Genomic DNA, 12,542 nt, shown 5'->3' with positions numbered 1-12,542 from the left:
GCGTGGTAGCGCTAACACCCTTTTTCTTACATCTTCTTTTCATTATTTTACTTAATTGTTATTTATTTTGCAAACTGCCTTCCGAAAAAAAATCTTCGGCCATTTATTTCTTCCCTTCTAAGTAATCAGGTTTTTCCCCTTTTAATACGCGGGTTTTATTCGAACTGAATACTCGTTATGGGACACTTGGACAAAAATCAAGATGAAAAAAATATTTTTTCATAAAATAAAAAATTTAAAAAGTTGTGAAAATAGATCAGTTCAATTTATAATTTATAATGTAAGCGTATTCAAAACGGAGGGATAAAATGAATTTTGAATTATCACAAGAGCAGCGCATGATTCAAAAAACCATCAGGGAATTCGCAGAAGAAGTTGTGGAACCGGGAGCATATGAACGGGACAAAACAAAACAGTTTCCTGCCGAAATTTTTAAACAGCTCGGGGATATGGGCATTCTTGGCCTGCCATTTTCTGAGGAATACGGCGGAAGCGGAGCAGATACAACCAGTTTTGCAATCGTAACAGAAGAATTAAGCAAAGCTTGCGGTTCGACAGGCATTACATATTCCGCCCATATTTCTTTAGGCGGGGCCCCAATCAGCATGTTTGGAACAGAAGAGCAGAAGCGAACGTATCTATCAAAGATCTGCTCGGGGGAGTCTCTCGGAGCTTTCGGCCTTACTGAGCCTAACGCTGGCTCTGATGCAGGAGGAACCCTGACTGAAGCAGTTGAAAAGGACGGCAAGTTTACGATAAACGGCAACAAATGCTACATTACAAATGCATCTTACGCCAAATTTCTTTCATTAACAGCCATTACTGGGCGAAATGAAGGAAAAAAAGAAATCAGTGCCATTATTGTCCCTACAGATGCACCTGGCTTCAAGGTCATTGATAATTATGAAAAAATGGGGCTGAACGCATCCAACACGACAGAACTGATACTAGAAGATGTCGAGGTTCCGTCTGAAAATCTCCTTGGCAAGAAAGGGAACGGCTTCAGACAATTTCTGATGACTCTTGACGGCGGAAGAATCGGAATCGCTGCAATGGCTGTCGGAATTGCCCAGGCGGCATTTGAAAAGGCGCTTGCTTACTCAAAAGAGCGAAAGCAATTCGGCAAAACGCTAAGCGAGTTTCAGGCGATACAGTTTAAGCTTGCTGATATGGCCATGAAAATCGACCTTGCGCGTACGGCTGTTTATAAAGCGGCCTGGCTCAAGGATCAGGGAAAGCCATTTACTAAAGAAGCGTCATTCTGCAAGCTGTTCGCATCAGAAATGTGCACAGAGGTATCCAACCAGGCCATCCAAATTCATGGCGGATACGGCTATATGAAAGAATACCAGGTGGAGCGGTATCTGAGGGATGCAAAGCTTCTTGAGATTGGTGAAGGCACGAGTGAAGTTCAAAGAATGGTTATTGCGAGACAGATTGGGTGCTGAACGAACGTGATTTGAAGAACTTCATCTTAACAGATGAGGTTTTTTTGTCTAATTTTTGAAAAATACGCCATCTTTCTGCAATAACTCTTTTCCTTCAAAGCGTTTTCAAGTAAAATAGAGATTGTTTAAATCTATCGTTTACCTGCATTTCAAGATTTTTACATAGGGGAGGTTACATAATGAATCGCAATCCGCTCATTCCATTTGCTCTAGTTGCCGTAATCGGAATCGGCCTTATGTTTTTCTTATCCATCAAGGGGCTCGGCGATATGAAGGAAATGGCTGGCGAAGGAAAAGAAGAAGATAAATCAGGCGAAGTTGCAAACGCTTCACCGGAGGAAATCTACAAGCAGAACTGTATTTCCTGCCATGGTGAGAATTACGAAGGCGGAGCAGGCCCGGCTCTTAAAGGAGTAGGGGACAAGCTCGGTGTTGACGGAATTAAAGAGACGATTAAAAACGGCCGAGGAGCAATGCCTGCAGGACTTGTTCCTGATGAAAAGCTTGACGAAATGGCCAAATGGGTATCTGAAATTAAATAGTCTTGAACCGGGTCATATTATGACGCTTAAAGCTTTACATAATGTGATAGAGAAAAGTCCTTTGCATCTGCGGAGGACTTTTCTTATTATATAGAGAGACTGATTTTAAAGTACATAAGAATGTGGTGATAGAAAATGAACGATGTTAACTTATCAAAACGGCTCAAAACAGTAGCTGATTATATACCTGAAGGTGCAGTGCTTGCTGATATCGGCTCAGACCATGCCTATTTGCCGTGCTATGCCCTCCTGAACGGGCTGGCCGCTTCTGCAGTAGCAGGAGAGGTTGTCGAAGGGCCTTACCAGTCTGCCAAAAAACAGGTCAAAAAAAGCGGACTCGAGGATGTCATCTCTGTGCGTCTCGGCAGCGGACTGGAAGTGATAGAGCCGAATGAAGTAACCTGCATTACAATCGCCGGAATGGGCGGTGCTTTGATCGAAAAGATTCTGGATGCGGGAAAAGAAAAGCTCCAGGGTGTGCAGAGGCTGATTCTTCAGCCGAATATCCATGCTCATCATATTAGAGAATGGCTTCTTCAAAACGGCTGGGAGCTGGTGAATGAAGAGATTCTGGAAGAGGACGGAAAGATCTATGAAATTCTTGTCGGGGAAAAAGGAGACGCAAAAGCTGCGTATAAAGATGTTCCGCTTGAAACCGGCCTTCTTGTAGGACCCCATTTAATGCGGGAACAATCAAGCACGTTTAAAAAGAAATGGTCACAGGAAAAAGAACACTATAAACGTATTTTAGAAAATATCAGCAAAGCATCAGAAAGCGAAGAAAACAACAGGAAGAAGCAGGAATTAACTCGCTTGATTGCAATGCTTGAGGAGGCGGCTGGAGAATGAGCAAACAACCGAACGGCTTTGAAATCATTCAGCTCTTTGAATCTTTTTCAAAGAAAGAATATGCGGTAGAAGGAGACAAAATCGGCCTGCAGATCGGAACACTGAATAAACCGATAACAGGTGTATTAGTAGCATTGGATGTACTCGATGAAGTGGTGGATGAAGCCATTGAAAAAAAGGCAAACCTGATCATTGCCCATCATCCTCCCATTTTCAGGCCGCTTAAACAGCTTGCAACTGATCAGCCCGGCGGAGCACTGATTGAGAAGTGCATCAAGCATGATATCGCTGTGTATGCTGCCCATACAAACCTTGATGTCGCAGAAGGCGGAGTGAATGATCTGCTCGCAGAAGCTCTCGGGCTCACAGACACAGAAGTCCTTGCAGACACCTATCAGGAGACATTGAAGAAACTAGTGGTCTATGTCCCGAAAGATCACGCCGGCCGGATACGGGCCGTTCTGGGGGATTCAGGTGCAGGTCACATCGGCATGTACAGCAATTGTTCTTTTTCCTCTGAAGGAACGGGGCGTTTTCTTCCCCTTGAAGGAACGAATCCTTACATCGGAGAAAAAGGAAAACTGGAAATTGCTGAAGAAGAGAGAATCGAAACAGTCATACCGGCAGGCAGCCAGAAGAAAATTGTATCAGCTATGCTGAAAGCACATCCTTACGAAGAGCCTGCGTTCGACATCTACCCGGTTGAAAATGAAGGAAAGACTCTTGGGCTAGGGAGAATCGGAAAACTGGAAAAAGAAATGACACTTGAAGAGTTTGCCGTTCATGTGAAGGAGGCACTCGATGTGCCATTTGTCAGAATGGTCGGCAACAAAAAGGACACTGTCAAGAAAGTTGCCGTTCTTGGCGGTGACGGAAACAAATACATTCATCACGCCAAACGCAAGGGTGCTGATGTTTATGTGACAGGGGATATGTACTACCATACGGCCCACGACGCTATGATGCTCGGCCTGAACATCATTGACCCGGGCCACAACGCGGAAAAAGTGATGAAAAAAGGGGTCACGGATCTCTTGCTTTCAATGTGTGAAGAGAAGAAATTTGAAGTGGGAATATACCCTTCAGCAATCAACACCGATCCATTTAGCCTTGTATAAAAAACAGCCGCCGGAAAAATTCCGGCGGCTGTACTTTTTCGTCCAGCTCCAGCGCCTAGATCTTCTGTCAGAACAAATCCGGCAAAAAAGGCGGGACCCGGACTTTTCCGCCGGATTCTTATCTGCCTATCGGATCTGAGCAAGGCGCTTCCGCTTTTGTTATTACTTAGCAGCTTTAACTTTCGGAAGAATTTTCTGCAGGGGAACATTGTGCTCGATATTCCACGTCAGACTGTTCTCAGGGTCATACTTTTCAAGGAATTGAATGACCTCTTTGGTAATAGGAGTCGGAGTTGAAGCGCCAGCTGTGATGGCCACTTTCTTCACTCCTTCAAACCACTGGAGCTTCAGTTCGCTGATATCTGAAATGCGGTAGGCTTTCGTGCCTGCAATCTCTTCAGAAACCTGGGCAAGACGGTTTGAGTTGTTGCTTTTCGGATCTCCGACAACAATCGTCAGGTCAGCATCTTTGGCCTGTTCGGCAACTGCTTCCTGGCGTACCTGTGTCGCAAGGCAGATCTCCTGGTGATATTCAACATGCGGGTATTTTTCTTTCACGCGTTCCATAATGTCATAAACGTCCCACTGGCTCATCGTTGTCTGGTTTGTGACGATGATTTTATCATTCTGGAATGTCAGAGCATCGACATCTTCTTCTGTTTCAACAAGATGGACGATATCAGGCGCTACACCGACAGCTCCTTCAGGTTCAGGATGGGACTTCTTTCCGATGTATATGACATGATAGCCTTCCGCTTTTTTTGCACGGATCAGATCATGTGTTTTTGTTACATCAGGGCATGTCGCATCAAGGGTAACCAGCCCTTTTTCGGATGCTATCTTTCTTACTTCCGGAGAAACGCCGTGAGCGGTAAAAATGACGGTTCCGCTTTGGACTTTCTCAAGAATCTCAAGGCGGTTGCTTCCGTCGAGCGTGATGATGCCTTCATCTTCAAATGCGTCAGTTACATGTTTATTGTGAACAATCATGCCGAGGATATAAATCGGTCTCGGCAGAGTTTTATCGAGAGCGGCATTCTTGGCAATAACCATGGCATCTACTACGCCATAGCAATAGCCCCGCGGTGCAATCTTAATTACTTCCATTAAAAAGAGCCCCCTAAAGAGAAGTACTTTACAGAAAAGAGAAAAAAGCCAAAGAATCAGGCTCTTGGCTCTTGTAATCTCTTCATTATTATAGCTGAGACTGGGGAAGAATACAAAGAAGAATATCAGATATACAGTTTCGGAGCAGAAGCGCCTTTGACTGCAGGTGTTTTTTCTTTTACCGCAGCCTGTTTTACTTCAGCTGAAGTTTCCTGCTCTGATGTTTCGGTTAAAACGGCCTCAGTCTGGATTGCGGCAGGCTGAGTTTCAGCTGTTTCTGTGCTTTCGCCGTCGTCACTTGAGCCTCCGCCTTTAAGTTCGCTGTATATTTTAATCATTGCCGGAAGGTTCCGTACCAAAGGCCCGTACTGCTGAACCATTGGAGTGACCTGCTGAGCCATGCCCAGCACTTTTTGAACGTTTCCAAGCATGCCTGAAAGATTGGCTGGATTTGTGAGTCCCTGAAGGCCCTGCGCTGCATTCGCCGCACCTGTAAGTCCCTGGCCTCCGCCGCCCGGCAAAAATCTTGATAAAAGACCTTTTAGCCCTCCGCCTCTACCGATTGCCTGCTGTCCGAATTGCTGTGCGCCAAATCCTGCTCCTCCGAATCCCTGTCCCCCGAATCCCGGTCCGCCAAAACCGGCACCGCCAAAACCGGCACCACCAAAACCAGAACCTCCAAAACCCGGTCCGCCAAACTGCGGTCCAAATGATCCCATCTGCGGTCCGAAAGGCTGAAATCTGGATGAGCCTAATCCTCTTGCTTGCTGATATCCAATAGGCTGCCCCGAAAACGGCTGTGCGCCCATCTGCATTCTTTGGGGCTGCATACCTCTTGAAGGCATTTGGGGCATTGGTCTTTGCTGAAACATGTTGACCCTCCTTTAAACTAACGTCTATCCTACCTACACAATATGCAGGGTACCTGCGGATGGTCAGCGGATTTATGAGAATAGGCCAAAAAGCAAATTGGTTTTTTTGCCGGATATCGTATATAATGTTTTGATGGACAGGCGTGTCTTCGGATGCGTGCAGTGTTTTTGTTTGAAAGAAGATCTCACCTTCGTATGGCTAAAACCGTCTTACTTTAATTTTTCATCAAGGAGATGATGAACATGGAACAGACAAAGTTCACTCAGTTTCCATTTAAGCCTTTTATTATAGATGCTGTTAAAGCGCTGGGTTTTTATGAACCAACTGAAATACAGGAACGCTTATTTCCATCCCTTCTGAAAGGGGAAACGGCAATCGGGCAGTCGCAGACAGGAACGGGAAAAACCCATGCATATCTGCTGCCGCTTATTCAAAGAATTGATGCCGCGGACGAAAGTGTGCAGGTTGTCATTACCGCACCGACAAGAGAACTTGCAAATCAAATCTACCAGGATGCCCTTAACATTATTAAATTTGCACCTGAAAACGAAACGATTACAGCTAAATGCTTTATCGGAGGAACCGATAAGCAAAGAATGATTGATAAACTGAAAACGCAGCCTCAAATCGTCATTGGCACGCCTGGGCGGATTAAAGACCTTGTTGCAGCAAATGCCCTGCTTGTTCATCATGCAAAAGCGCTTGTTGTCGATGAAGCTGATCTTATGCTTGATATGGGCTTTATTGAAGATGTGGACAAAATTGGTGCATCTATGCCTGCAAAGCTTCAAATGCTTGTATTCTCAGCAACGATTCCCGAGAAACTTAAGCCATTCTTAAAAAAATACATGGAAAACCCGAAATTCACCCATGTTGCACCAAAACAGGCAGCGGCGAAGAAAATCAAACATGTGCTTGTGCCTCTGCGCCACCGCAACAAAACAAATCTGCTCTATGAAATGCTGAAAAGCTATAATCCGTTTCTTGCCATCGTGTTTACAAACACGAAAAAGAAAGCGGATGAGGTTGCAGACGGACTGATTGCAAAAGGACTGAGAGTCGGCAGAATCCATGGGGATCTGACGCCTAGAGACCGCAAAAAAATGATGAAACAGATTAATGATCTGGAGTATCAGTACGTTGTTGCAACAGACCTTGCATCGCGCGGAATTGATATCGACGGAGTCAGCCACGTCATCAATTTTGAACTGCCGAGCGATCTTGATTTTTACATCCACCGTGTCGGCCGTACAGGACGGGCAGACTATTCTGGCATTGCGGCAACCATTTATGAGCCTGAAAATGAGCATGCTCTGAACTTGCTTGAAAAGCTTGGCATCCAGTTTGAAAACATGGACCTTGCAAACGGCGAATGGAAAACGATTGACGACCGCAAACGGAGACAAAAACGGGCTAAGCCGTCAGACGGTACCGAACAGATGGCGAGAAGCATGGTGAGAAAGCCTAAGGGTGTCAAACCGGGCTACAAAAAGAAAATGTCCCGTGAAATGGATGAAATTAAAAAACGCCAAAGAAGATTGAACAAAAAACGCAAGTAGGGGGATAAGGCATGCTTAAAATTGGATCACATGTATCAATGAGCGGAAAAAAAATGCTCCTTGCGGCAAGTGAGGAAGCGGCTTCTTACGGTGCAAATACGTTTATGATCTATACAGGAGCACCCCAGAATACAAGAAGAAAAAAGATAGAAGACCTGAACATCGCGGCCGGTCTTGCACACATGAAGGAGCACGGCATTTCGGATATTGTTGTGCATGCTCCGTACATCATCAATATCGGCAACACAACAAATCCGGCAACTTTTGAGCTCGGTGTACAGTTTCTGCGCTCGGAAATAGACCGTTCCCACGCACTCGGCGCAAAGCAGATTGTTCTGCATCCTGGTGCGCACGTGGGTGCGGGAGCTGACATAGGCATTAAAAAGATTATCGAAGGGCTGAACGAAGTGCTTGTCAGGGAAGAAAATGTTCAAATCGCCCTTGAGACTATGGCCGGAAAGGGCTCAGAGTGCGGCCGGTCGTTTGAGGAACTGGCTCAGATCATTGACGGAGTGACTCATAACGAACATTTATCCGTATGTTTTGATACGTGTCATACTCATGATGCCGGCTACGATTTGATCAATGACTTTGACGGCGTCCTGAAGGAATTTGATTCCATCATTGGACTCGACAGACTGAAAGTTCTTCACATCAATGACAGCAAAAACCCGGCAGGAGCCAGAAAAGACCGCCATGAAAACATCGGCTTCGGTCACATCGGCTTTGAAGCACTGAACCGGATCGTTCATCATCCTGAACTCTCGGACGTGCCGAAAATTCTTGAAACGCCTTATGTCGGCGAAGATAAAAAAGACAAGAAGCCTCCGTACCGCTTTGAAATTGAGATGCTCCGCAATCAGGAATATAACCCGGATTTGCTTGATTTAATACGCAATCAGGAATAAAACAAAAAAAAGCTGCCGGGAAACCGGCAGCTTTTACCCAATAAACTGCTGCAGGAGCTGATTGACCTTCTGGGCTGTCGCAGGCGAAGTAATGGCAGCCACCCGTTTTAAAAGATCAATTCGTTCTGCATCGTTAAAAATATTGATGTTTTTCCCTCTGATGATTTTCACAATCTCCTGTGCCTGGGGTCTGCTGATGGTAAGGTTATTCTGCTTGGCAAGCTGAAGCAGGCCGTCTGTATCAAGGGAATTCAGTTTCTGGTTGACAATCTTTTGAAATAATATCACGTACATAACCTCCTCTACAGTTCAATGTATGGCGGAGTTTTTTAAAAAGTGCCTATTCATGAAAGAAGAAAGGCAAATTTTTTACACATATTTGAAACGGGAAATTCTTGAAAGGAGTTTTATTGTGGCAAAAAAACAGCATAAAAAGGAAAGTGCAGGACGGTTTATCAGAAGGATGATCCTGATTGTAATCGGAGCTGCGCTTGCAGCAGCGTCGATTGAACTGTTTTTGATTCCCAATCAGATCATTGACGGAGGAATTATCGGAATTTCGCTGATCTTGGACTACATTACACCTGACAGTCTCCCGTTTATTAATTTCGGGACACTTGTGGTCGTTCTGAATCTGCCGTTTATGTACTACGGCTACAAACAGATAGGGAAAACATTTATGATCTCGTCTATTTTCGGCATTGTGTTCCTCGCAGTCATTGAAAGTGTGCTGCATCATGTAGAACCTTTTACAAACCAGCCGGTGCTTGCTACGGTGTTTGGCGGACTGATGCTTGGAGCGGGTGTAGGGCTTGTTATCCGAAATGGGGGTTCGATGGACGGAACGGAGATCCTCGGGATTCTTCTGACTAAGAAGCTTCCGTTTTCAGTTGGAGAGTTTGTGATGTTCATCAACATATTCATTTTTACATGGGCAGCGTTCGTGTTCGGGCCTGAACAGGCGATGTACTCTGTCATGGCATACTATATTGCGTTTAAAACAATTGATACGGTCATTCAGGGGCTTGATGAAACAAAAGCGGTCATCATTATTTCCGATTATTATGAGGATGTATCAGATGCCATTCTTCAGCGCCTTGGAAGGGGTACGACAAAGCTGAAAGGAAAAGGCGGCTATACAGATGACGAAAAAGAAGTCATTTATGTCGTTGTAACGAGGCTAGAGGTGACCAAGCTTAAATCCATCGTGCATGAAATTGACACAAACGCCTTTATCACCATCATGAACACACAGGAAACAAAAGGAACCAACTTTAAATCTGCGATTCACTAAGCAGAAATTCTTGCTCTTTTACGGGTAATCTTGTATAATCTCTATGTTAAAGATCAGACATCGCTTCTGATCTTTTTTTACGAAAATAAATCGGAACCATTCTGAAACTTGGAAGTGAATGAAATGAATCAGCCTATTATTGATGTTCAAAGTCTGACCTTCACATATGAACGCACTGCGGTGCTTGAGGATATTCATTTTACCGTGAGAGAGGGAGACTTTCTTGGTCTTGTCGGTCCCAACGGATCCGGAAAAACAACGCTGCTTAAATGCATGCTTGGGCTCTTAAAGCCAGATCACGGGAATATAAAGCTTTTTGGCCAGGACATCCGCAAATTTAAAGATTGGCACCGCATCGGTTTTGTTTCTCAAAAAGCCAGCAGCTTTAATACCGGGTTTCCGGCTTCTGTCTATGAAGTGGTTGCGAGCGGCCTGACATCAAAGCTCGGGTTATTTAAAAAACTGAACCATGCTCACCATCAAAAAGTAAAAGAAGCGATTGGGGCAGTCGGGCTTGACGAACTGTCAAACCGGAACATAGGAGAGCTTTCAGGCGGGCAGCAGCAGCGGACTTTTATTGCCAGAGCGCTTGTGAGTGATCCGGATTTGCTCATTTTGGATGAGCCGACAGTTGGAGTTGATGCTCAAACGGTTCAGAGTTTCTATGAAATGCTGCAGCGTTTAAACAAAGGCATGGGTATTACCCTCATTCTCGTTACACATGATGTCGGAACGATCACAGATAAGGTAACTCATGTCGCTTGCTTAAATAAACATATGCATTTCCACGGAAATACACAGGAATTTGAAAGCCTGAAAAGCTCTGACATGTCTGACTATTATGGTCATTCAGTTCATGTGTTGACTCACGATCATCACGATCATGGGGGAAGGTAAAAATGATTAACAGTATATTTACGTACGAATTCCTGCAGAATGCGTTTCTTGCAGGCATATTAATTGGTTTAATTGCTCCGCTTTTGGGAGTATTTGTTGTCGTCAGGAGACTGTCGCTGATTGCAGATGCTTTAAGTCATGTAACACTCGCCGGCATCGCTGCGAGTCTTCTTCTTGAAAAGAAAGTACTCGGTATGTCAGGGCTCAATCCTATCTACCTCGGAATGGGCTTTTCGGTTGCGGGATCATTATTTATTGAAAAGCTCAGAGGTGTTTATAAACATTTTCAGGAGCTCGCGATTCCGATTATCCTGTCGGCAGGAGTCGGCCTCAGTGTTATCTTCATTTCGCTTGCGGACGGATTTAACACAGATTTGTTCAACTATTTATTTGGAAGTGTAAGTGCCGTAACACGTACGGATTTATGGGTGATTATCTCCATTGCTGCCTTTGTTCTGATTGTTGTTTTTGCTCTATATAAAGAACTGTTCCTTTTGTCTTTTGACGAGGAGCATGCAGCAGCATCGGGCATCCATTCAAAGTGGATCCATTTTATCTTTATTTTAACAGTCGCGCTTGTCATTGCAGCGTCTATGCGGATTGTCGGCATTCTGCTTGTTTCATCGCTTATGACGCTTCCTGTAGCAGCAAGCATCCGGATTTCGAAAGGGTTTAAGCAGGCGATTTTCTTTTCTGTACTCTTTGGAGAAATATCTGTTATCATTGGTTTAGTGTTAGCCTATCAGCTCGATTTAGCTCCGGGTGGGACGATTGTTATGCTTTCCGTTCTCATTCTCGTTCTTACAATTGGATGGACTAAATTAAAAAGGGGCCAGTAAATATGAATGTACAGGAAGCTCTCCTTTTAATGAAGGAAAAGGGATACAAATATACGAGCAAGAGGGAAGAGATGCTTGAACTTTTTTCACAGTCAAACAAATACTTGACTGCGAGGGACGTGCTTGAAGAAATGAAGCCGGAATATCCCGGTTTGAGTTTTGATACGATTTACCGCAACCTTTCTCTTTTTGCAGAAATGGGCATTCTTGAAACGACAGAACTCTCAGGCGAAAAGCATTTCCGCTTTTCATGCTCAACGAAACATCATCATCATCACTTTATCTGCCTGACCTGCGGAAAGACAAAGGAAATTTCGTCTTGTCCGATGGAAAAGCTGAAAGAAAATTTATCCGGTTATGAAATCAGCGGCCACAAGTTTGAAATATACGGAACGTGCCCTGAATGCCATGAAATGACCACATAAAAAACGCCTGCGTCTGTCTGCAGGCGTTTTTCTGTGTGGTTATTTTGTTAAAGAGTAGCGGTTTTGTGCATAAGAATTGACCCAGTCTCTTGCCTCCAGCCAATTATCTGCCCTGATGACGTTTTTTGGAACAGGTTCCTGGTTGTAGGGGGTATTAAATAAGATGACAGGAATATTAAATACCTCACTGATCGTGCATGCATTATCATGCTTGTCTTCAAAAAAGACATCAATTTGATTTTTTCTCACTGCTTCAAGCTTATCGTGTGTGCCGATTAAGTCGATTTGATGGTACGTAAGACCGTTTCGCTTAAACCACTCATACGTAACTTCTTCCAAATGGCTTCTTCTTGCACTGATGAAGAGAAGCTTATGTTTATTTTTCCATTCATCAAGAACGAGTTTCGCATCCAGTGCCATTGGCGCTTCTTTGTAAATAAGCGGTTCCTTTTCATCCATCCATTTCCAGAATTCAGCTTCTGTGATCTTTAAAAGCTTCGTCAGGTCGTATTCCTTCATATCTTCAAACGTAATGGATTCATTAAATGATTTTTGCAAATACGGCACAAAGGTTTCAGGTGATGTAACTGTGCCATCTATATCAATTCCCAAACGCAGCATCATGTCTTCTCTCCCTTGCTGTAAAACCTTTCCCTAAAGGTTTATCTCATAACCGATTAATG

Annotated in this window: 14 protein-coding genes; 10 read left to right on the top strand and 4 right to left on the bottom strand. The window is 44.3% G+C overall.

Annotation, left to right across the window (positions count from 1 at the left end):
* Positions 1-308 precede the first annotated feature (308 nt).
* The 4 genes from ACTSEZ_RS19000 to ACTSEZ_RS18985 all read left to right on the top strand — a co-directional run bounded on the left by ACTSEZ_RS19000 (position 309) and on the right by ACTSEZ_RS18985 (position 3,957).
* Complete coding sequence (locus ACTSEZ_RS19000; RefSeq protein ID WP_369735896.1) at positions 309-1,448, top strand: acyl-CoA dehydrogenase family protein; 1,140 nt, start codon at positions 309-311, stop codon at positions 1,446-1,448.
* Positions 1,449-1,627: 179 nt separating this feature from the next.
* Positions 1,628-1,990 carry a cytochrome c550 gene (cccA, locus tag ACTSEZ_RS18995; protein WP_369735895.1) on the top strand — a complete coding sequence of 121 codons (363 nt, stop codon included), beginning with the start codon at positions 1,628-1,630 and terminating at the stop codon, positions 1,988-1,990.
* Between the two features lie 135 nt (positions 1,991-2,125).
* Entirely contained in the window at positions 2,126-2,839 is a 714-nt protein-coding gene (locus tag ACTSEZ_RS18990; protein WP_369735894.1) for a tRNA (adenine(22)-N(1))-methyltransferase, read from the top strand.
* The gene (locus ACTSEZ_RS18985; protein ID WP_369735893.1) at positions 2,836-3,957 is read left to right on the top strand and encodes a Nif3-like dinuclear metal center hexameric protein; all 1,122 of its coding nucleotides are present in this window, start codon (positions 2,836-2,838) and stop codon (positions 3,955-3,957) included. The genes ACTSEZ_RS18990 and ACTSEZ_RS18985 overlap by 4 nt, the downstream gene beginning before the upstream one ends.
* Positions 3,958-4,119: 162 nt before the next feature.
* Here the strand turns inward: ACTSEZ_RS18985 and ACTSEZ_RS18980 are convergent, their stop codons facing one another.
* Positions 4,120-5,064 carry a 4-hydroxy-3-methylbut-2-enyl diphosphate reductase gene (locus ACTSEZ_RS18980; RefSeq protein ID WP_369735892.1) on the bottom strand — a complete coding sequence of 315 codons (945 nt, stop codon included), beginning with the start codon at positions 5,062-5,064 and terminating at the stop codon, positions 4,120-4,122.
* A 125-nt stretch (positions 5,065-5,189) separates the two neighbouring features.
* Entirely contained in the window at positions 5,190-5,936 is a 747-nt protein-coding gene (gene vrrA, locus ACTSEZ_RS18975) for a VrrA/YqfQ family protein (RefSeq protein WP_369735891.1), read from the bottom strand.
* Positions 5,937-6,179: 243 nt separating this feature from the next.
* Here vrrA and ACTSEZ_RS18970 point away from each other — a divergent pair, with 243 nt between their 5' ends.
* Together ACTSEZ_RS18970 and ACTSEZ_RS18965 are read left to right on the top strand one after the other, a co-directional pair.
* The gene (locus ACTSEZ_RS18970) at positions 6,180-7,496 is read left to right on the top strand and encodes a DEAD/DEAH box helicase (RefSeq protein ID WP_369735890.1); all 1,317 of its coding nucleotides are present in this window, start codon (positions 6,180-6,182) and stop codon (positions 7,494-7,496) included.
* Between the two features lie 11 nt (positions 7,497-7,507).
* Positions 7,508-8,404 (top strand): deoxyribonuclease IV, encoded by an 897-nt coding sequence (locus ACTSEZ_RS18965; protein ID WP_369735889.1) that lies wholly within the window; start codon positions 7,508-7,510, stop codon positions 8,402-8,404.
* A gap of 33 nt (positions 8,405-8,437) precedes the next feature.
* Here the strand turns inward: ACTSEZ_RS18965 and ACTSEZ_RS18960 are convergent, their stop codons facing one another.
* Entirely contained in the window at positions 8,438-8,698 is a 261-nt protein-coding gene (locus ACTSEZ_RS18960) for a DUF2624 domain-containing protein (RefSeq protein ID WP_369735888.1), read from the bottom strand.
* 118 nt (positions 8,699-8,816) lie between these two features.
* Between ACTSEZ_RS18960 and ACTSEZ_RS18955 the strand changes: the two genes are divergently transcribed.
* From ACTSEZ_RS18955 to zur, 4 genes are all read left to right on the top strand, one after another.
* Positions 8,817-9,698: a YitT family protein gene (locus ACTSEZ_RS18955; protein WP_369735887.1), complete on the top strand. Its 882-nt coding sequence runs from the start codon at positions 8,817-8,819 to the stop codon at positions 9,696-9,698.
* Positions 9,699-9,821: 123 nt separating this feature from the next.
* Entirely contained in the window at positions 9,822-10,595 is a 774-nt protein-coding gene (locus tag ACTSEZ_RS18950; protein ID WP_369735886.1) for a metal ABC transporter ATP-binding protein, read from the top strand.
* A gap of 2 nt (positions 10,596-10,597) precedes the next feature.
* Positions 10,598-11,434 (top strand): metal ABC transporter permease, encoded by an 837-nt coding sequence (locus tag ACTSEZ_RS18945; protein WP_369735885.1) that lies wholly within the window; start codon positions 10,598-10,600, stop codon positions 11,432-11,434.
* Between the two features lie 2 nt (positions 11,435-11,436).
* On the top strand, positions 11,437-11,859 hold the full coding sequence (zur, locus tag ACTSEZ_RS18940; protein WP_369735884.1) for a zinc uptake transcriptional repressor Zur: 423 nt from the start codon (positions 11,437-11,439) through the stop codon (positions 11,857-11,859).
* A 39-nt stretch (positions 11,860-11,898) separates the two neighbouring features.
* Here the strand turns inward: zur and ACTSEZ_RS18935 are convergent, their stop codons facing one another.
* The gene (locus ACTSEZ_RS18935; RefSeq protein WP_369735917.1) at positions 11,899-12,480 is read right to left on the bottom strand and encodes a hypothetical protein; all 582 of its coding nucleotides are present in this window, start codon (positions 12,478-12,480) and stop codon (positions 11,899-11,901) included.
* Positions 12,481-12,542 lie beyond the last annotated feature (62 nt).

The organism is Metabacillus mesotrionivorans, from assembly GCF_052171315.1.
Lineage (GTDB): Bacteria > Bacillota > Bacilli > Bacillales > Bacillaceae > Bacillus_P.
The sequence above is the reverse complement of the archived record's forward strand: the minus strand, read 5'-3'. Positions and strand labels throughout refer to the sequence as shown.